Source organism: Streptomyces sp. NPDC048484 (assembly GCF_040651415.1).
In the GTDB taxonomy this organism is placed as follows: Bacteria; Actinomycetota; Actinomycetes; order Streptomycetales; family Streptomycetaceae; genus Streptomyces.
Map to the genome: position 1 here is coordinate 1 of NZ_JBEZJY010000021.1, position 20587 is coordinate 20587.

A 20587-nucleotide genomic window follows, 5' to 3' on the forward strand; every position below is an offset into this window, starting at 1 on the left:
AAACCCCACGAAGGAGCGGAACAACACACACCGCTTCGGCATAGTCGCGGTCTCCGCATAGGTCCAGCTATGCGGATATCCGCATAGGTGGACGAGTTCGGCCGCCTCTCGCTGCCGAGGACGGCACCTCCGTCCTTTCCCAAGTGATCAACCAGCGGCCTGAGTTCTCCACGATCCTGCCCCGGCGCCGGGATCGCCGACCGGGCCGGCGCCTTCGGGATGCCGCCGTCGCCGCGGCGATGTTCGACCGGCTCCTGCAAGGGGCCGCAGTCGTCGGCATCGACGGCCCCTTCCACCGGCTCCGCGATCGCCAGAACCAGGCCGAGGTCACAGTGAGGCCCCGGCGCACTGGACGAGCTGCTGCCCGGTGATCGCTCCGCCGTCCGGGCCGAGAAGGAACGCGGTCAGGCCGGCGACCTCGTCGGGAGAGACGAACCGGCCCAGGGGCGGGTGTACCGGGGGCGTGCGCTCGCGGCCGGGGTCGGACAGCATCGGAGTGTCGGTCGGGCCGGGGGCGATCACGTTGACGGTGATGCCACGGACGGCCAGTTCCGCGGCCCAGGAGCGCGCGAGCGCGGGCAGGGCGGCCTTGGTCGCGGCGTACTGGCTCTTGCCGGGTACGCCGGTGGCGGTGCGGCTGCCGACGAGGACCACGCGGGCCCCGTCGGGCAGCCGGTCGGCGAGCGTGTCGACGAGGATTGTGGCGGCGTGGACGTGTACCCGCCACATCAGTTCGCCGTCCTCGGCGGACAGTTCGCCCAGCGGTGCCGAGCGCTGGAGCCCGGCGGCGTGCACGATGGCGTCCGGGGCGGGTACGCCGTCGAGGCTCCGGACCAGTGCGGTGGGCTCGGCCAGATCCGCCGGGAGCCAGGTCAGCCCGGTATGGGGCGCCGGACGGCGGCGGCTGATCCCGGTGATCTGCCATCCCTCCCGCAGCAGGCGACCGCAGATCGCGGCACCGATCCCCGAACTGACCCCGGTGACCAGGGCGTGCCGTGTCTCAGTCATGGCACACCGTCTCAGTCATGGCACACCCGCCCGGCCCGCGTGCCGGCGTGCTCGGCGCTCTCCGCAAGGTCATGAGGGCGACGTCCTGTGCTCCGGCTCGGTGGACGCCGCCACCTCGGTCAGCACCACCTCGACGCCGTGCCCGCGCAACTCGGCCACGACCGACGGGTCGGCGCCGTCGTCGGTGATGAGGGTCCAGTCGGCCGGGAGCTTCGCCCAGGCGTGGAAGGGGCGACGGTCGAGCTTCGCCGCGTGCGCGAGGACGTACACATGGTCGGCGCGGCGGGCGATCAGCTCCTTCAGCCGCGTCTGGCGCAGGTCGGCCTCGCAGATGCCGTGCTCGGGCGAGATGCCGTCGGTACCGAGGAAGACCCGGTCGAAGGTCATCCGTTCCAGTGCGGCCTCGGTCAGCGGACCGACGAAGCCCTGGCTCAGCGGCCGCAGAGTGCCGCCGAGACACTCGACGTGCACCGTCTCGGCGTCGGAGAGTTCCTGTAGGGCCGTCAGCCCCGTGGTCGCGATCGTCAGTTTCTTCGCGGAGCGCAGTTCGTGGGCGAGGGCGCCCACGGTCGATCCGGCGTCCAGCAGCACCGTCTCACCGGCGAGCACCTCGATGGCGGCGCGGCGCGCGATGGCCCGCTTCGCCTCGAACGCCTCGCCCGTACGCTGCCGGAGCGACGCCTCGGGATGGGCGGTCAGCGCCATGGCGCCGCCGTAGGTGCGAGCCAGCCGGCCGTCGGCGGTCAGCTTGGCGAGGTCGCGGCGGATCGTGGAGGGCGTGACACCGAAGCGTCGCGACAACTCCTCCACACTGGTGAGGCCGGTCGTGGTGGCCACGTGCAGGATCCGTTCGCGCCGGGCCTTGGAGCCGAGGGGAGACATCTGTCGTGGAGGCCTTCTCTGCGCGGACTGCGGACTGCGGACTGCGGACTGCGGACTGCGGACTGCGGGCGGCGGTCTCAGCGGACCGGTACGGACGACATCTCGGCTGCCTGGCGCACGGCCTCGACCATGCTACCGGCCTCGGCCACGCCCTTGCCCGCGATGTCGAAGGCCGTTCCATGGTCCACCGAGGTGCGTATGACGGGCAGTCCCACGGTCAGGTTGACGCCCGCCTCGATGCCCAGCACCTTCACCGGGCCGTGCCCCTGGTCGTGGTACATCGCGACGATCAGGTCGTAGTCGCCGCGCCCGGCGAGGAAGAAGGCCGTGTCGGCCGGGAGGGGGCCGCGGGCATCGATGCCGTCCGCGCATAGCACGTCGAGGGCGGGGACGATCTTCTCCTCCTCCTCGCCGTAGCCGAACAGCCCGTTCTCGCCCGCATGCGGGTTGATGCCGCAGACGCCGATCACCTGCGCGACGGGATCCGCTACTCCGACGGACGGCCCGTGACCGTCGACGACGTGGCCACCGCGGTGCGGATGTACGGAGACGTCGCCGGCTCGTTCATCCTCGGACTGTTCCCCGAACTCCCCGAGGTCGAGGCGACCGGCGAACGCACCTTCCGGCTCCACACCCGCAAGCCGGTGCCCGTCCTGGACCGGCTGATGGCCAACATTTTCATCATCCCGGCGAAGGACAACCGGCCCGAGGAGCTCCGCTCCGGCGTCGGTACCGGCCCCTACCGGGTGGCCGGCGCAAACAGCGGCGCGGGCGAGTACACCCTGGCCCGCGTTCCGGGGTACTGGGGCGGGCGGCCACCCGTCGAACGGGTCCGGGTCCGCTTCGTACCGGAGGAGTCGAGCCGGGTCGTCGCCCTGCGCAGCGGCGAACTGGACGTCATCGACACCATCACCCCCGACTCCGCCGAACAGCTCACCGGGCTGCCCGGAGTGCACCTGGAGCAGACGGTCGGAGTGCGGATCTGCCAGCTCTTTTACAACTTCCGCAAGCCGCGGGGGCACCCGCTGGCCGACGCCCGGGTGCGCCGGGCGCTGACGTACGCCATCGACGGCGAGTCCCTCGTCCGGGACGTGCTCACCGACTCGGCCGAGCAGGCCCGGGGAGTCGTCCCGCTCAGTCTCCAGGGCGCCGAAGGCACCGGCCGCTACGTCCACGACCCCGCACGGGCGCGGCAGCTGCTCAGGTCGCTGGGCGCCGACGGGTTGCGGATCAAAGTCATCTGGGAGTCGGGCGAGTTCGCCGCGGACGCTTCCGTGATGGAGGCCGTCGCGGAGATGCTGAAGGAGGCCGGTGTGCGCGCCACCCTGCAGCAGTTCGAGCCCGGCGGCGACATCCTCAAGTGGCGCCAGGGCAAGGGAGGCGACTGGGACGTCATCGGCAACGGCTTCCCCGGCACCACCGGCCAGGCCACCACCATGCTGCAGGCGATGTACGCGGGCACGGCCGAGGACGAGCGCACCGGTGACGCGTTCATGGGCTACGTCGTCCCCCGCATCGCCCGACAGCTGTCCGACGCGGCCACCGAGACCGACCCCGCCACCCGTGACCGCAAACTGGCCGCCGCCCAGCACGCCGTCTGGGACACCTGGCCGGCCATGTGGGCCTTCGTACTGGTCCGGCTCGCCCCCGGAGACCCCGCCGCCGAGCGCCAGCACCGCCGACCTGGAGCGCATCCGCGCCGAGCTCGGCCTCGACAAGCCATTGATCACCCAGTACGGGATCTTCCTGCGTGACCTGCTGAGCGGCGACCTCGGCACCAGCTACCGGATCGACGAGCCCGAACTGCTGCTGTGGGTCCACTGCGCCGAGATCGACTCCTATCTGCACGTCCTGCGCCGCTCCGGCCTCCGTCTCACGGACCCACAGGCCGACCGGTACATCGACGAACATCGCGTCAGCGCACGGCTGGTGGGCCTCGACCCCGCCCAAGTTCCCTCCGACCAGGGGGAACTGGCCGCATACTTCGAGAGGACCCGGCCGGAACTGGCCGCTGGAGCGGAGGCGCGGGACGTCGACGACTTCCTGCGCCGCCCGTCCGTTCACCCGCTGCTGGTCCCGGCACGCGCACTGCTGTGGCGCTGGGTGGCGCAGTCGGCGTACGCCTCACTGCCGCCCTACGCCCATGAGTTGTACGAAAGATCCGTACGGTCGCCCCGAGCGGTGACCCGGCGGCTACGCCTCACCGGCACCGTGCTGCGCTGCGTTCCCGCACGTCTGCGCTGGCAACTGCCACCCAAACACATTATCCGCGCCATGTCACGGCTCGGCCCCGGCTCGCGCCCCGCGCCGTACAAAGTCGGACCATAGCTCGCCATACTGGACGGGCCAGGGGAGGGCGGGTCCGGACGACGGGGGCGATCGCGGCAGATGGGGGAGACCAGGCTCATCCAGGGCCGGTATCGACTGCTCGACCTGATCGGTCGGGGAGGTATGGGAGAGGTGTGGCGAGCCAGGGACGAGTCGCTGGGCAGACAGGTCGCCGTCAAGTGCCTGAAACCGCTGGGCCACGGCCACGACCACTCGTTCACCCGTGTGCTGCGGGAACGGTTCCGCCGCGAGGCCCGGGTGGCCGCGGCCCTCCAGCACCGGGGGGTGACGGTCGTCCACGACTTCGGCGAGTCCGACGGCGTCCTGTACCTGGTGATGGAGTTGCTCGACGGACGCAACCTGAGCCAGCTCCTGGAGGACAACAAACAGCATCCCCTGCCGGTCGCCGACATAGTCGAGGTCGCCGAGCAGGTCGCCGCCGCCCTCGCCTACACCCACCAGCAGGGCATCGTGCACCGCGATCTGAAGCCCGCCAACATCATGCGGCTCGACGACGGCACGGTGAAGATCTGCGACTTCGGCATCGCCCGCCTCGGCCACGACATCGGCTTCACCTCACGCCTCACCGGCACCGGTATCGCGATGGGCACCCCGCACTACATGTCGCCCGAGCAGATCGGCGGCTCCGAGGTCGACCAGCGCAGCGACCTCTACTCGTTCGGCTGCGTGCTGTACGAGATCTCCACCGGAGCCCCGCCGTTCGACCTCGACGACGCGTGGGCGGTCCTCGTCGGACACCGGGACACGCCGCCCGAGCCGCCGCGCAACCACCGTGCCGAACTCCCCGAGTTCCTGGACCGGATCATCCTCGACCTGCTGGCCAAGGAGCCCGGGCAACGACCGTACGACGCCCGGGAGCTGGGGCGCCGGATCGGCGGGGGCCGCGCCACGCCTGCGTATGTGCCGACCGTGGTGTCGGCCCCCGTGCGGCGCGAGACGACGGAGCGGCCCGTCTCGTACGACGCGCGCCTGCCGTCCTGGACCCGCGGTATGACCACCGGCCACAAGGCGACCGGGCCGGGACTGCGCAGCACGCCGCCGGACGCCGCCGCGGGCCTCACCGGCGACTGGATCGCCCGCACCGACACCCGCCGGGCCCAGCAACCGGTGCCCGGCGAACGGCCCACCCCGCCACCGGAGTTGGTCAACGCGCTCACCGGCCGTCACAACGCGGGGCTGAGTCTGGGGCGGCTGGGCCGCTGGGCGGAGGCCGGCGAGGTGCACCGTGCCGTCGCCGCGGAACGCGATCACGTCCTCGGGCCCGACCACCTCGACACACTGGCCAGCCGCTACGAGGTGGGCTTCACCCTCAGCCGTACGGGCCGGCCCGCCGACGCCCTGCGCGAGTACACGCACGTGGCCCGGATCCGGGAGAGCGTGCTCGGCCCCGACCACCCGGACACGCTCGCCGCCCGCCAGGAAGTGGCGTACGTACTGGGCCAGTTGGGGCGTCACTTCGAAGCTCACCAGGTCTACGCGGCCGTGCTCGCCACCCGGGAACGCGCCATGGGCCCCGACCACCCCGACACCCTGCGCTGCCGCCACAACCTCGCCTTCAACCTCAGCAGGCTCGGGCGTCTTGAGGACTCGTACCGGATGGCGAGCGAGGTGGCCACGGCCCGCGCCCGTGTGCTCGGTGCCAACCATCCCGACACACTCGTCACCCGGTACGAAGTGGCCTACGCACTCGGTCAGTTGGGGCGGTGGCCGGAGGCCCTGGGGACCTACCAGGAGGTCGCCGCGGCCCGCGCGCAGGCCCTCGGCCCCGACCATCCGGACACACTCGCCGCCCGCTACGAGGTCGGCATCAGCCTCGGCAGGCTCGGGCACAGCGCACCGGCTCTCGAACTGTACCGGGCCCTCATCGAGGACCGAACCCGCGTCCACGGCTCCGCCCATCCCGAGACCCTGCGCGCCCGGCACGGCCTCGGCGTCAACCTGGGGCGGCTCGGCCGCTGGGAGGAGGCCCTCGCCGAGTCCCGCGACGTGTGTGCCATCCGGGAACGGATCCTCGGGCCCGACCACCCGGACACCCTGGTGAGCCGTCGTGAGGTCGCCGTCGGGCTCGGCTGGCTCGGCCGCTGGGCCGACGCCCTGACCGAGTACCGTCGGGTGGCCGGCGCCCGTGAGCGCGTGCTCGGCGCCGACCATCCCGACGCGCTGGCCAGCCGCAATGACGAGGCTCACTGTCTGGAACAGCTGGGGCATGGGGCTGAGGCGGCCGAGTTGTACCGGCGGGTGGCGGCCCTGCGGCAGCAGCGGGCGTCCGGGGCGTATTGACGCCCCGCGCTGTCTTTCGCCGAACGATGGGGGCTGCCGCCCCCGTGCCCCCGCCCCGAGCCGCCGCCTGCGGGTGTGTTCACCGGCCGCGGGTCCGTTGTGGCTGGGCGCGCCCACGCGGCGGAGCCGCACATGTCACAGCCCCGCGCCCCTACGGGGCCCGCGCCCCGTGTCTCCGCATGGGTGTCCGCCGGGTGCGCGCAGCCCTGGCCGGTCTGGATCATTGCGTGTTACCAAGAAGCATGGCTGCACACGAGGGACACCGGGAACATGACGTCGTCATCGTCGGCGGAGGCCACAACGGTCTGGTCGCCGCCGCCTACCTGGCTCGCGCGGGGAAGTCCGTCCTCGTCCTGGAGCGGCTGGGGAACACCGGGGGCGCCGCCGTCTCGACCCGGCCGTTCGCCGGCGTCGACGCCCGGCTGTCGCGCTACTCCTACCTGGTCAGCCTGCTGCCGCGCAAGATCGTCCGGGACCTGGGCCTGGACTTCCGGGTCCGCGGCCGCAACGTCTCCTCCTACACCCCCACCGAGCGGAACGGCAGGCCGGGCGGACTGCTCGTCGGGGGCGGCGAGCGGCGTACCAGGGAAGCCTTCGCCAAGCTCACCGGATCGGCCAGTGAGTACCAGGCCTGGCAGCGCTTCTACGGCATGACCGGACGCGTCGCCAAACAGGTCTTCCCCACCCTCACCGAACCGCTGCCCACCCGCGACGAGCTTCGCCGCCGCATCGACGACGAGGAGGCCTGGCGCATCATTTTCGAGGAGCCGCTGGGGGTCGCCGTGGAGGACACCTTCGCCGACGACCTCGTACGCGGAGTCGTCCTCACCGACGCGCTCATCGGTACCTTCGCCGACGCCCACGACCCCTCCCTGCGGCAGAACCGCTGTTTCCTCTACCACGTGATCGGCGGCGGCACCGGAGCCTGGGACGTGCCGGTCGGCGGCATGGGCGCGCTCACCGACGTGCTGGCCCGCGCCGCCCGCGGCGCGGGCGCGGTCCTCGCGACCGGTCACGAGGCGGTCCGGGTGGAGACCGACGGACGCGCCGCCGAGGTCACCTACCGGACCGCGGACGGCGAGCGAACCGTCGCGGCCCGGCACGTGCTCGTCAACGCCTCCCCGCAGGAGCTCGCGCGGCTGACCGGCGACGAGCCGCCCACCCCCGCCGAGGGCGCCCAGCTCAAGGTCAACATGCTGCTGAAGCGGCTGCCCCGGCTGCGCGACACGTCCGTCGACCCGCGCGAGGCCTTCTCCGGGACCTTCCACATCGCCGAGGGGTACGAGCAGCTGGCGACCGCGCACGCGCAGGCCGCGTCCGGTGCGCTCCCCGAGGCGCCGCCCTCCGAGATCTACTGCCACTCGCTGACCGATCCCACGATCCTCGGCCCCGACCTGATCCAGCAGGGCTGTCACACACTCACGCTCTTCGGGCTCCACACGCCCGCCCGGCTCTTCGCCCACGACAACGACGGCGTACGCGGGGAACTACTCAAGTCGACCCTGGCACAACTGGACGCACACCTCGTCGAACCGATCGTCGACTGCCTGGCGACCGACGCGGACGGCCGCCTCTGCATCGAGGCGAAGACACCCCTCGACCTGGAACGCGACCTCAGGCTGCCCGGCGGCAACATCTTCCACCGCGACCTCGCCTTCCCCCACACCCAGGAGGGCACGGGCCGCTGGGGCGTCGAGACCCGGCACGCCAACGTCCTGCTGTGCGGCGCGGGCGCGGTACGCGGGGGAGGAGTGAGCGGAGTGCCGGGACACAACGCGGCCATGGCACTCCTGGAAGCCCCGTAAGGGGCGCGGTCAGTCCATGGACCTCGTCCAGCCCACGGCCTCGACCCGCGCCGAGTCCGCCGGCCGGGCCTCGTCGAACACCACCCCGTCGTCGTCCACGACCCGCAGCGCGTCGACATACGCGCCCCGTCCCACATACGGCCGGTCCGCCGCATACCGCCAGCGCAGGACAAGCCGTCCGGCCCCGGGCAGGTCCGCGCCGAGCCGGTGCCAGGTCCGCCCCGACCAGCCCGTCACCGACCCGGCAGGATGCCCCTCCGGGGCCTCGCCGTCGCGGACGGTCGTGAACGGCACCGGCTGCCACGTCGTGCCCCCGTCCGCCGAGGACTCCAGGAAGAGCGCGTCCGTCTGCGGCTCGGTGTCCCACCACAGGGCGCACCGGAGACGGCCTCCGGCGCCGGCGTCCAGCGCGGGCAGCGTCAGCGTCGCGGAGGTCGCGGTCGACATGCCGGAGAACCAGGCCGTACGCCCTCGCGCGGGCCGGACCGGAACGGCGCGCGCCAGGTTGTCGGCGGCGGTGACGCGGGGAGCGGAACCGGAGCGCCAACCGCGCACGGGGTGGACGGAGTTGCCGAGGACGATCAGGAAGGTGTCGGTCGTCGGGTCGAGGACGAGGGAGGTGCCGGTGAAGCCGGTGTGACCCGCGGTGCGCGGAGTGGCCATCGCGCCCATGTACCAGTGCTGATAGAGCTCGAAACCGAGGCCGTGCTCGTCACCGGGAAAAGCTGTGTTGAAGTCGGTGAACATCAGGTCCACGGACTCGGGCTCCAGGACGCGCGCCTTGCCGTACACGCCGCCGTTGAGCAGCGTACGTCCGAGGATCGCGAGGTCCCACGCGGTGGAGAAGACCCCGGCGTGACCCGCCACGCCGCCCAGGCTGTACGCGTTCTCGTCGTGCACCTCGCCCCACACGAGACCGCGGTCGAGCCCGGACCACGGCTTGCGGGCGTCCTCGGTGGCGGCGATCCGCGGCCTCCAGGAGGACGGCGGGTTGAAGCGGGTGCGGTGCATCCCGAGCGGGGCGGTGATCTCGGTCCGGAGCAGGACGTCCAGAGTGTGACCGGTGATCTTCTCCAGGACGAGCTGGAGCGAGATCAGGTTGAGGTCCGAGTAGAGGTACTTGGTGCCGGGCGGGTTGAGGGGCGCTTCCTTCCAGATGAGCTGGAGTTTCCCCTCGTACGTCGGCGCGCTGTAGAGCGGGATCCAGGCGCGGAACCCCGAGGTGTGGGTGAGCAGGTGACGGATCGTGATGTCCTGTTTGCCCGCACCGCCGAAATCCGGGAGGTAGGAGGCGACCTTGCCCTCCAGTTCCAGCGTGCCGCGTTCGATCTGCTGCACGGCGAGCATCGACGTGAACAGCTTCGACACCGAGGCGAGGTCGAAGACCGTGTCCTCGGCCATCGCGATCTGCTGTTCGCCGGGGAACTCCACGGCGCTGTCGGTCTTCTCGTCGTACGCCGAGTAGCGCACCGCGTGCCCGATCGGCTGATGGAGGGCGACCGTGCCGCCACGGCGGCGAGCAGCACGGCGCCCGCGTACCACGGGTGCTTGGGGGAGGGTTCGAGGAACGTCCGGGCGTCGGTGACGAGTTGGCGCAGGTGGGCCGGGAGCAGGCCGGCGCGTTCGGCGGAGCCGCGGCGCAGGGTGGGGCGGTTGTGGCCCGCTCTGTCGCTCTCGGCCGTGCCGGGGGCCGCCGACGCCGCGAGCAGGGGCGTGAGGACCAGTGCGCCGCCCAACGCGGTCAAGCCCCGGCCCAGTTGGCGGCGGGTCGGCCCGCCGCCCGCTCTGTCCGCTGTCGAAGCCGTCGAAGCCGTCGAAACCATCGAGGAGCCTTCCGTCATCGCCGCCTGAGGACAATCGTCCGGGTTCGCTGTGTCCAGGGGAACTTTTGTGTCGGACGAGGGCGGTGTCAACGGCGACGCCCCGGCCGGTGCGCGACCGTAAAAACTGACGGCCCATCAGAAAAGGTCTTCCCTCGTCCGGAGGACTGCGGCATCCTGCGCCCATGCAGACGGAGCTGAGCAAGAAACTGGGAGTCGAGCACGCCCTCTTCGGCTTCACGCCGTTCCCCGCCGTCGTCGCTGCCATCAGCCGGGCCGGCGGACTCGGTGTGCTCGGTGCGGTCCGTTACACCGACCCCGACGAGCTCAAACGAGACCTCGACTGGATCGAGGCACACGTCGACGGAAGGCCGTACGGGCTGGACGTCGTCATGCCCGCCAAGAAGGTCGAGGGCGTCACCGAGGCCGACGTCGAGGCGATGATCCCCGAGGGACACCGCCAGTACGTCAGGGACACCCTGGCCAAGTACGGGGTGCCCGAACTCGACCAGGGCGAGGCCTCCGGCTGGCGCATCACCGGCTGGATGGAACAGGTCGCCCGCAACCAGCTGGACGTCGCCTTCGACTATCCGATCAAGCTGCTGGCCAACGCGCTCGGCTCACCGCCCGCCGACGTCATCGAGCGCGCGCACGAGAAGGGCGTGCTCGTCGCGGCGCTCGCGGGCAGCGCCCGTCACGCGCGCAAGCACGCGGAGGCCGGCATCGACATCGTCGTCGCCCAGGGCTACGAGGCCGGCGGCCACACCGGTGAGATCGCCTCGATGGTGCTCACACCCGAGGTCGTCGACGCTGTCGCGCCACTGCCCGTGCTCGCCGCCGGCGGCATCGGCAGCGGACAACAGATGGCCGCCGCGCTCACACTCGGTGCCCAAGGTGTGTGGCTCGGCTCCATATGGCTGACCACCACAGAGGCCGATATGCACTCGCGCGCCCTGACGCAGAAGCTCCTCGCCGCCGGGTCGGGCGACACGGTCCGCTCGCGCGCGCTGACCGGCAAACCCGCACGGCAGCTGCGTACCGAATGGACCGACGCCTGGGACGACCCCGACGGACCCGGCACGCTTCCCATGCCCCTGCAGGGACTCCTGGTCGCCGAGGCGGTCTCACGGATCCAGAAGCACGGGGTGGAACCGTTGCTCGGAACACCCGTGGGCCAGATCGTCGGCCGGATGAACAGTGAACGCAGCGTCCAGGAGGTCGTCGACGACCTCACACGCGGCTTCGAAAAGGCCGTGGACCGACTCGACCGCATCGCAGGAAGGAGCCACGAGTGAGCCAGCCCCCAGGCGGATTCTGGGCCCAGGCCACCGCCGACCCCGAGCGCACCGTGCTGATCGCGACCGACGGTGAGGAGTGGACCGCCGGACGGCTGCACGCCGAGGCCAACCGGCTGGTCCACGGACTGCGTGCCGCCGGGCTCGAACGCGGTGACTCCTTCGCCGTCGTGCTGCCCAACGGCGTCGAGTTCCTCACCGCGTTCCTCGCCGCCTCGCAGGCCGGCTTCTACCTCGTGCCCGTCAACCACCACCTCGTCGGCCCCGAGATCGCCTGGATCGTCGCCGACTCCGGGGCGAAGGTGCTCATCGCGCACGAGCGGTTCGGCGACGCCGCACGCCACGCGGCCGACGAGGCGAAGCTCCCCGAGAACCGGCGGTACGCGGTCGGTTCGGCCGGTTCGGTCGCTTTGGTCGAGGGTTTCCGGCCGTACGGCGAACTCCTCGACGGGCAGCCCGGGACGGTGCCCGGGGACCGGACGCTCGGCTGGGTCATGAACTACACCTCCGGCACCACGGGGCGTCCGCGAGGCATACGCCGCCCGCTGCCCGGCAAGCTCCCCGAGGAGACGTATCTCGGCGGTTTCCTCGGCATCTTCGGCATCAAGCCGTTCGACGACAACGTGCATCTGGTGTGCTCGCCGCTCTACCACACGGCGGTGCTCCAGTTCGCGGGCGCGTCCCTGCACATCGGGCACCGGCTGGTGCTGATGGACAAGTGGACGCCCGAGGAGATGCTCCGGCTCATCGACACCCACCGGTGCACGCACACCCATATGGTCCCGACCCAGTTCCACCGCCTGCTCGCGCTGCCGGACCACACCAGGACGGCGTACGACGTGTCGTCCATGCGGCACGCCATCCATGGCGCGGCCCCGTGCCCGGACCATGTGAAACGGGCCATGATCGAGTGGTGGGGCCACAGCGTCGAGGAGTATTACGCGGCCAGTGAGGGCGGCGGTGCCTTCGCCACCGCCGAGGACTGGCTGAAGAAACCCGGCACGGTCGGCAAGGCGTGGCCCATCAGCGAACTCGCCGTCTTCGACGACGACGGGAACAAGGTCCCGCCCGGTGAACTCGGCACCGTCTACCTGAAGATGAACACCGGCGGATTCTCGTACCACAAGGACGAGACCAAGACGAGGAGCAACCGCATCGGGGACTTCTTCACCGTCGGTGACCTGGGATATCTCGACGAGGACGGCTATCTCTTCCTCCGCGACCGCAAGATCGACATGATCATCTCGGGAGGGGTCAACATCTACCCGGCCGAGATCGAGGCCGCACTGCTCACCCACCCCGCCGTCGCCGACGCGGCCGCCTTCGGGATCCCGCACGACGACTGGGGCGAGGCGGTGAAGGCGGTCGTCGAACCCGCTCCCGGGTTCGAACCCGGTGAGGCGCTGGCCGCGGAGATCCTCGGACACTGCGAACAGCAACTGGCCGGGTACAAACGGCCCGGGAGCGTCGACTTCATCGAGGCGATGCCACGCGATCCCAACGGGAAGCTGTACAAGCGGCGACTGCGGGATCCGTACTGGGAGGGCCGTACGCGTCCTGTGTAGTCCGGACCCCGAGCCGCCCGACTTGACCTGCCGCGTGGACGGGCCGAGGATCACGTGTCATGACGCCTGGACACGGCAGCACGGTTGACGGGGTGCTGCGGCGCAGTGCCCAGCGCACTCCGGACCGCGCCGCGGTCACCTACGGCGAGCGCTCCTGGACGTACGCCGAACTCGACGAAGCCGTCTCCCGCGCCGCCCAGGTGCTGCGTTCCTCGGAACTCGCCCCGGGCGATCGCGTCGGCGCCTACGGGCACAACTCGGACGCGTACCTCATCGGCTTCCTGGCCTGCGCCCGCGCCGGACTCGTCCATGTGCCGGTCAACCAGAACCTCACCGGCGACGACCTCGCATACATCCTCGACCAGTCCGGCAGCACGCTGGTCCTGGCCGACCCGGACCTCGCGGACCGGCTCCCCGGCGGTGTGAGGGTGCTGCCGTTGCGCGACGCCGAGGACTCGCTGCTCGCCCGGCTGGACTCGACGCCCGCGTACGACGGCCCCGAGCCGCGCACCGAGGACCTGGTGCAACTCCTCTACACATCCGGTACGACGGCACTGCCAAAAGGCGCGATGCTCACCCACCGCGCGCTGGTGCACGAGTACCTGAGCGCGATCACCGCCCTCGACCTGAGCGCGGGCGACCTGCCCGTGCACTCGCTGCCGCTCTACCACTCGGCGCAGATGCACGTGTTCCTGCTGCCCTATCTCGTGGTCGGTGCCCGGAACACGATCCTCGACGGACCCGACGCCGACCAGCTCTTCGACCTTGTCGAGGCCGGCCGCGCGGACAGCCTCTTCGCGCCGCCCACTGTGTGGATCGGGCTGTCGAACCGCCCCGACTTCGCGACACGTGACCTCAGCGGGCTGCGCAAGGCGTACTACGGGGCTTCGATCATGCCGGTGCCCGTACTGGAGCGGCTGCGGTCCCGGCTGCCGAAGCTGGCGTTCTACAACTGCTTCGGCCAGAGCGAGATCGGGCCGCTGGCCATGGTCCTCGGGCCACACGAACACAAGGGACGGATGGACTCCTGCGGGCGTCCGGTGCTGTTCGTGGACGCCCGGGTGGTCGACGAGGACGGCGAGGAGGTGCCCGACGGCACCTCCGGCGAGGTCGTCTACCGGTCGCCGCAACTGTGCGAGGGCTACTGGGACAAGCCCGAGGAGAGCGCCGAGGCCTTCCGGGACGGCTGGTTCCACTCCGGTGACCTCGTGGTGCGGGACGCGCACGGATACTTCACCGTCGTCGACCGGGTGAAGGACGTCATCAACTCCGGAGGAGTGCTGGTCGCTTCACGGCAGGTCGAGGACGCGCTCTACACCCATCCCGAGGTGGCCGAGGTCGCGGTGGTCGGCCTGCCGGACGCGCGGTGGATCGAGGCGGTCGCCGCGGTGGTCGTCTCCCGTGGCGAGGTCACGGAGGACGAACTGATCGCCCACGCACGCGAGAAGCTCGCTCATTTCAAGGCACCGAAGCGGGTGCTGTTCGTGGACGAGCTGCCGCGCAACGCGAGCGGGAAGATCCTCAAGAGGGAACTGAGGGACCGGTTCGGGGTGAATTCCCCCGCGGGTGGGCCCGGTGATTGAATCCCTGGTGGCCGGATCCTCGCCACGTTGAACTGAATCCGCCGGTCAGCCGTACCAGTAACGGCGGCCCGACCACCCGAGCCTGGTCCGCCGAGTCACCACCGGGTTTCGCACGGAAGGACCTTCGGGTTGTCTCGCACCACGAACTCTCACAAGCTGCAGGGCATGGACCAGGCAAACCCGGAGCAACCCGAGACGCCGGAGGCACTGCCTCCGGCGGACAGCACGCCTGCGGAGAAGACGGATGCGTCTGCCGGCGCGGCCGCCGAGGCAGCGGACCTCCCCGCCGAGAAGGCGGATCCGCCCGCCGGTGAGGACGCGCCCACCGGGGCAGTGGACGCGCCCACCGAGGAGGATCCGCCCACCGAGGCAGCGGACCCGCCCGCCGACCAGGATGCGCCCGTCGGCGAGGGAGCAGCGGGTGGCGAAAGCGCGGCGGACGACGAAACGGCAGCGGCTGACGAAGGGGCGACGGGTGAGGAGCCGTCGGCCCCCCGGGGCTGGCGCGCCAAGTACCCCGTCGCGGCGCGGACCGTGAGCTACACGATCACCGTCCTCGCCGCCGCGCTCGTCCTCTTCGGGCTCCTCATGCCGAACGAGATCGACCGTTTCCGGCCGGGCGTGTTCATGCGCCTGCCGGTGGAGGCGATCTTCGGCGCGGCCGTCCTCATGGTCCTGCCGAAGAAACCGAGGGTGGCGACGGCGGCCCTCGCCGGTCTGGCGCTGGGCGCGCTGACCATCCTGAACCTCCTCGACATCGGCTTCAACGAATTCCTCGGACGCGGTTTCAACGTCGTACTCGACTGGGTCCTGTTCGACGACGCCCGGACGTACCTTGAGGACTCGATGGGCAAGAGCGGTGCGGTCGGTGTCGTGATCGCGGTCGTCGCCCTTGTCATCGCCCTGCTCACGCTGATGATCCTTTCCGTCGTCCGGCTCGCCAACCTGCTGGCCCGGCACAGCGGCCGCGCGACCCGGGCCACGTTGGTCGCCGGCACCGTCTGGGTCGCCTGCTCGGCGCTGGGCGTGCAGTTCGCGGGGGTGCAGTTCGCCTCCCGCAGCACCGCGGGAGGCGTCCAGAACCGGGTGGACCGTGTGCAGGCGACCATCAAGGACGAGGCGGAGTTCGCCAAGGAGGCCAGGAAGGACACCTTCGCCAAGACGCCGCCGGACCAGCTCCTGACCGATCTGCGCGGCAAGGACGTCATCTTCGGCTTCATCGAGAGCTACGGCCGCAGCGCCATCGAGGACCCGATCATGTCGCCCGGCGTCGACGCCACACTCACCGACAAGACGGAGGAGCTGAGCAAGGCCGGATACTCGGCCAAGAGCGGCTGGCTCACCTCGGCGACGTACGGCGGCAGCAGCTGGCTCGGTCACTCCACCTTCCTGTCGGGGCTGTGGATCAGCAACCAGGCCCGCTACCGCACCGTCACCGCGGGCGAGCACCTGACGCTCACCGGTGCCTTCCAGCGCACCGGCGCGTGGCGGACCGTGGGCATCATGCCGGGCATCCAGAAGAGCTGGCCCGAGGGATCGTTCTACGGCCTCGACAACGTCTACGACTCGCGCGAACTCGGCTACAAGGGACCGAAGTTCAGCTGGTCGACCATGCCCGACCAGTACGCCCTGAGCGCCTACCAGCGCCTGGAGCACGGCAAGAAGCGCGACAAGCCGCTGATGTCGGAGATCATCCTCACCTCCAGCCACCAGCCCTGGGCGCCGATCCCCAAGACGATCCCCTGGGACGAGGTCGGCGACGGCTCGGTCTACAAGGACATCCAGAAGAACGGAAAGAAGGCCTCGGACGTCTTCTACGACTCCACCAAGGTCAAGGAGGAGTACGGCAAGTCGATCGAGTACTCGGTGACCAGTCTCATCGACTACGTGGTGAAGTACGGCAGCAAGGACACCGTGCTGGTCTTCCTGGGCGACCACCAGCCCATCGCCAGCGTGAGCGGCCGCCATGCCAACCGTGACGTGCCGATCTCGATCGTCGCCCACGACAAGTCCGTACTCGACAAGATCGACGACTGGGGATGGACCGAGGGTCTGAAGCCCGACGACACGGCCCCGGTCTGGCGGATGGACTCCTTCCGCGACCGCTTCCTGACGGCGTACGGCTCGACGCCCCGGCCCCAGTAGGCCCGCCTCAAGGGCCTCAAGGGCCTCAAGGGCCTGAAGGGCCTGAAGGGCCTCAAGGAGTCTCGGGGAGTGTCAGGGAGCGGCCTATCGGGGGCGCAGGTCCACGATGCGCCGGATCTTGCCGACCGACCGTTCCAGTGACTCCGGTTCGACGATCTCGACCTCCGCAGAGACCCCGATGCCGTCCTTCACGGCCGCCGCGATGGCGCGCGCGGCCGCGTCGCGGGTCTCCGGCGTGGTACCGGCGCGCGCCTCGGCCCGCACGGTGAGGGCGTCGAGGCGGCCCTCGCGGGTCAGCCGCAGCTGGAAGTGCGGGGCCACGCCGGGAGTGCGCAGGACGATCTCCTCGACCTGGGTGGGGAAGAGGTTCACACCGCGCACGATGACCAGGTCGTCGCTGCGGCCGGTGACCTTCGCCATCCGGCGGAAGACGCGTGCCGTACCGGGCATCAGCCGAGTGAGGTCCCGGGTCCGGTAGCGGATCACGGGCATGGCCTCCTTGGTGAGGGAGGTGAACACCAGCTCGCCCTCCGCACCGTCCGGCAGCACCTCGCCCGTGAGCGGATCGACGACCTCCGGGAAGAAGTGGTCCTCCCAGATGTGCAGTCCGCCCTTCGTCTCCGCACACTCCTGGGCCACGCCGGGGCCGATCACCTCCGACAGCCCGTATATGTCGACCGCGTCGATGGCGAACCGCTCCTCGATCTCCCGGCGCATCGCCTCCGTCCAGGGCTCGGCGCCGAAGATGCCCACACGGAGCGAGGTGCGGCGCGGGTCCACGCCCTGCCGCTCGAACTCGTCGAGGATCGTCAGCATGTACGAGGGCGTCACCATGATGATCCCGGGCCGCAGATCCTGGATCAGCTGGACCTGGCGAGCGGTCATGCCACCCGACGCGGGAATGACCGTACAGCCGAGCCGTTCGGCGCCGTAGTGCGCGCCGAGCCCGCCGGTGAACAGGCCGTAGCCGTAGGCGACATGGACCGTGTCGCCGGGCCGGCCGCCCGCCGCGCGGATCGAGCGGGCCACCATGTCGGACCACATGGAGAGGTCGTTCTCGGTGTATCCGACGATCGTGGGGCGCCCCGTGGTGCCGCTGGAGGCATGGATGCGCCGGATACGGTCTCGCGGCACGGCGAACATCCCGTACGGGTAGTGGTCGCGCAGGTCCGCCTTCGTGGTGAAGGGGAAGCGTGCCAGATCGTTGAGCGAGCCGCAGTCCTCGGGCCGGAGCCCGGCCTTGTCGAAGGAGTCGCGGTAGAACGGCACGTTCTCGTACGCGTGCCGCAGGGTGGCCCTCAGCCGCTCCAGCTGGAGCGCGCGCAGACCCTCCGCGTCGAGCAGTTCACCGGCGTCCAGCAGGTCCGTCGAATTCGCCACAGGCACTTCTCCCTCACCCATGCACCATTCCGGACAACCGATCATTCGGTCGTGCCGTAGGAGATCAAGTAATCCAGCCGTACGGGCGGCCGTCAAGGAGTGCGCCGGGAACCGACCGGTCCCGTCACCCCTCTTCCCTGCAGACGGAACGTTCGATGTCCGGCAGACGGAGGCGCGATGGTGTTGGGCATGAGGAAGCGGGTCGGCAGGGTGGGGGGACCGGTCGCCGTACTGGCAGTGGCGCTGGCGCTGGCCTGTGCCGGCTGCGGGGTCGGGGCCACGGCCTCCGCCGAGCGTGACGAGGGCGAGGAGGCGCAGACCGGAGCGAAGGTCCCGTGCCGTGAGGCACTGCGGTTCGCGGACCAGGAACGGTTGCCGGCCGGGGCCGAGGACGCCGCCTGCGAGATGCAGCGCGGCATCGACACGCTGTACGACATCCGGTTCCGGATCAGCGGGACCGGCCTCGACACCTGGCTGGACGACAGCTACCCCGACATGGAACTGCGTTCGGACTGCGTCCAGGACGACGTCGACCGTTGCGGACTCCTGACCCTCGACCCGTACGCCGAAGGAGGCGCCGTGGCGGTGGAGCTGACGGTCCGCGACGAGAGCGGCGGTCACGCCCTCGTGCACTACCGGCCCTTCAACACGTGAACCGGGCGCCCGGCGCTTCCGCCGGCTGCCCCGGCGGGTTCTCCAGGGCCTGTCCGGCTATTCCTGCGATTCCTGCTGTTCCTGGCGCGATGCCTGCGCCGCCGCGACCGACCGCGCCCACCGGTAGTCCGCCTTGCCGCTCGGGGACCGCTGGATGGTTTCCGAGATCACCAGCTGGCGAGGAATCTTGTAGCCCGCCAGATGCGTACGGCAGTGGGCCTGGATCTCGTCCAGAGAAGGCGGCCCCCCGCCCTCGCGCAACTGCACCACGGCCGCCACATGGTTGCCCCACGTCTCGTCCGGCACCCCGGCCACCAGGGCGTCGTACACGTCGGGGTGCGACTTGAGCGCCTGCTCGACCTCCTCCGGATACACCTTCTCCCCACCGGTGTTGATGCACTGCGAGCCGCGCCCCAGGACGGTGACGACGCCCTCCTCGTCGACGGTCGCCATGTCGCCGAGCAGCACCCACCGCTCGCCGTCCTGCTCGAAGAACGTCTCGGCGGTTTTCTTCGGGTCGTTGTAGTAGCCGAGGGGGACATGGCCGCGCTGGGCGATACGGCCGGGCTCACCGACGGCGACCGGTTCATGCGTCGCCGGATCCACCACCTGCGTGCGGGAGTTGACCTGGATGCGGAAGCCGCGTCCCGGACCCGAGTCGGCCGTCGCCGTGCCGTTGAAGCCGGACTCGGAGGAGCCGAAGTTGTTGAGCAGCATCACGTTCGGCACGAGGGCCTGGAACTGCGCGCGCACCGTCTCCGACATGATCGCGCCGGAGGAGGAGACGCTGAACAAGGAGGAGCAGTCGGCGCCCTTCATGGGCCCGTTCAGCGCGTCGATCAGCGGCCGCAGCATCGCGTCGCCGACCAGCGACACGCTGGTGACCTTCTCCTTCCCGATGGTCCGCAGTACCTCCTCGGGCACGAACTTGCTGTGGATGACGATGCGTTGCCCGAAGTGGAAGCCGATGAAGGCGGTCAGGGTCGAGGTGCCGTGCATGAGCGGGGGCGTGGGGAAGAAGGTGATCCCGTCCCCGCCGGCCGCGACCCGCTCGGCGAGCTCCTCCGGCGTCTTCACCGGTTCGCCGGTCGGGGCGCCGCCGCCGAGCCCCGAGAAGAACAGGTCCTCCTGACGCCACATCACGCCTTTCGGCATCCCGGTCGTGCCACCGGTGTAGATGATGAACTGGTCGTCGGCCGAGCGCGCCGGGAAGCCGCGCCCGGGCGATCCGGCGGCCTCGGCGTCCGCGAAGTCCACCGCGGGCAAGGGGGGTGCGTCCGGCGCCGGGGCGCCCACCCGTACGAGATGCCGCAACGTCGAGGCGCGTGGCAGGGCAGCCGCGACCCGCTCGGTGAACTCCGCGTCGAAGACCAGTGCCGCCAGGTTCGCGTCCCGGTAGAGGTAGACCAACTCCTCCTCCACGTAGCGGTAGTTGACGTTGACCGGCACGATCCGCGCCTTGAGGCAGCCCAGGACGGTCTGCAGGTATTCGATGCCGTTGTAGAGATGCAGTCCCAGATGCTCGCCCGGACGGATGCCGTTGTCGATCAGGTGGTGGGCGACACGGTTGGCAGCCGCATCCAGCTCCGCGTACGTCAGGCGGCGCTCGGCTCCCGTACCGGGATGATCGATATGGACGAGCGCCTCGCGGTCGGGGACCACGTCGACCACCGACTCGAACAGGTCGGCAAGGTTGTACTCCACCGCTCCTCCTGACCCCGGCAACCCTCGACGAGTGGACGTGCGACGAGTGGACGTGCGTCATCGCTTCGCCGGTCATCAGAGCAAAGGCCGCCACAACTGTGAAGGGTCCGCGCAGAA

The 20587-nt window shown here is 70.5% G+C and carries 14 protein-coding genes and 2 pseudogenes; 10 read left to right on the top strand and 6 right to left on the bottom strand.

Annotation, left to right across the window (positions count from 1 at the left end; genetic code table 11):
• Positions 1-327 precede the first annotated feature (327 nt).
• The 3 genes from AB0D14_RS21690 to AB0D14_RS21700 all read right to left on the bottom strand — a co-directional run bounded on the left by AB0D14_RS21690 (position 328) and on the right by AB0D14_RS21700 (position 2360).
• Positions 328-1008, bottom strand: a complete 681-nt coding sequence (locus tag AB0D14_RS21690) for an SDR family oxidoreductase (RefSeq protein WP_362781375.1) — start codon at positions 1006-1008, stop codon at positions 328-330.
• Between the two features lie 69 nt (positions 1009-1077).
• Complete coding sequence (locus AB0D14_RS21695) at positions 1078-1890, bottom strand: DeoR/GlpR family DNA-binding transcription regulator (RefSeq protein ID WP_362781377.1); 813 nt, start codon at positions 1888-1890, stop codon at positions 1078-1080.
• A 77-nt stretch (positions 1891-1967) separates the two neighbouring features.
• Positions 1968-2360, bottom strand: a complete 393-nt coding sequence (locus AB0D14_RS21700; RefSeq protein ID WP_362781379.1) for a 4-hydroxythreonine-4-phosphate dehydrogenase PdxA — start codon at positions 2358-2360, stop codon at positions 1968-1970.
• On the opposite strand from AB0D14_RS21700, the gene AB0D14_RS21705 reads away from it, so the two are divergent.
• The 4 genes and pseudogenes from AB0D14_RS21705 to AB0D14_RS21720 all read left to right on the top strand — a co-directional run bounded on the left by AB0D14_RS21705 (position 2331) and on the right by AB0D14_RS21720 (position 8324).
• Entirely contained in the window at positions 2331-3644 is a 1314-nt protein-coding gene (locus tag AB0D14_RS21705; protein ID WP_362781380.1) for an ABC transporter substrate-binding protein, read from the top strand. The genes AB0D14_RS21700 and AB0D14_RS21705 overlap by 30 nt on opposite strands.
• Positions 3645-3678: 34 nt before the next feature.
• Positions 3679-4218, top strand: a pseudogene (locus tag AB0D14_RS21710) (oxygenase MpaB family protein); the annotation flags it as partial.
• A gap of 60 nt (positions 4219-4278) precedes the next feature.
• On the top strand, positions 4279-6519 hold the full coding sequence (locus tag AB0D14_RS21715) for a tetratricopeptide repeat protein (RefSeq protein ID WP_362781382.1): 2241 nt from the start codon (positions 4279-4281) through the stop codon (positions 6517-6519).
• A 242-nt stretch (positions 6520-6761) separates the two neighbouring features.
• Entirely contained in the window at positions 6762-8324 is a 1563-nt protein-coding gene (locus tag AB0D14_RS21720) for an NAD(P)/FAD-dependent oxidoreductase (RefSeq protein WP_362781384.1), read from the top strand.
• 9 nt (positions 8325-8333) lie between these two features.
• Here AB0D14_RS21720 and AB0D14_RS21725 read toward each other — a convergent pair.
• Positions 8334-10069: pseudogene (locus AB0D14_RS21725) on the bottom strand (serine hydrolase).
• Between AB0D14_RS21725 and AB0D14_RS21730 the strand changes: the two are divergent.
• From AB0D14_RS21730 to AB0D14_RS21750, 5 genes are all read left to right on the top strand, one after another.
• On the top strand, positions 9978-10175 hold the full coding sequence (locus AB0D14_RS21730) for a hypothetical protein (protein ID WP_362781625.1): 198 nt from the start codon (positions 9978-9980) through the stop codon (positions 10173-10175). The pseudogene AB0D14_RS21725 and the gene AB0D14_RS21730 overlap by 92 nt on opposite strands.
• 154 nt (positions 10176-10329) lie before the next feature.
• Positions 10330-11439: a nitronate monooxygenase family protein gene (locus tag AB0D14_RS21735; protein ID WP_362781386.1), complete on the top strand. Its 1110-nt coding sequence runs from the start codon at positions 10330-10332 to the stop codon at positions 11437-11439.
• Positions 11436-13004, top strand: a complete 1569-nt coding sequence (locus tag AB0D14_RS21740) for an acyl-CoA synthetase (RefSeq protein ID WP_362781388.1) — start codon at positions 11436-11438, stop codon at positions 13002-13004. The genes AB0D14_RS21735 and AB0D14_RS21740 overlap by 4 nt, the downstream gene beginning before the upstream one ends.
• 59 nt (positions 13005-13063) lie before the next feature.
• On the top strand, positions 13064-14587 hold the full coding sequence (locus AB0D14_RS21745) for an acyl-CoA synthetase (RefSeq protein ID WP_362781390.1): 1524 nt from the start codon (positions 13064-13066) through the stop codon (positions 14585-14587).
• A gap of 165 nt (positions 14588-14752) precedes the next feature.
• Positions 14753-16732 carry a sulfatase gene (locus tag AB0D14_RS21750; protein ID WP_362781391.1) on the top strand — a complete coding sequence of 660 codons (1980 nt, stop codon included), beginning with the start codon at positions 14753-14755 and terminating at the stop codon, positions 16730-16732.
• A gap of 84 nt (positions 16733-16816) precedes the next feature.
• On the opposite strand, the gene paaK is transcribed toward AB0D14_RS21750, so the two are convergent.
• Positions 16817-18112 carry a phenylacetate--CoA ligase PaaK gene (gene paaK, locus AB0D14_RS21755; protein ID WP_362781393.1) on the bottom strand — a complete coding sequence of 432 codons (1296 nt, stop codon included), beginning with the start codon at positions 18110-18112 and terminating at the stop codon, positions 16817-16819.
• 189 nt (positions 18113-18301) lie between these two features.
• On the opposite strand from paaK, the gene AB0D14_RS21760 reads away from it, so the two are divergent.
• Complete coding sequence (locus AB0D14_RS21760) at positions 18302-18766, top strand: hypothetical protein (RefSeq protein WP_362781395.1); 465 nt, start codon at positions 18302-18304, stop codon at positions 18764-18766.
• 57 nt (positions 18767-18823) lie between these two features.
• Here the strand turns inward: AB0D14_RS21760 and AB0D14_RS21765 are convergent, their stop codons facing one another.
• Entirely contained in the window at positions 18824-20470 is a 1647-nt protein-coding gene (locus AB0D14_RS21765; protein WP_362781396.1) for an acyl-CoA synthetase, read from the bottom strand.
• Between the last annotated feature and the right edge of the window lie 117 nt (positions 20471-20587).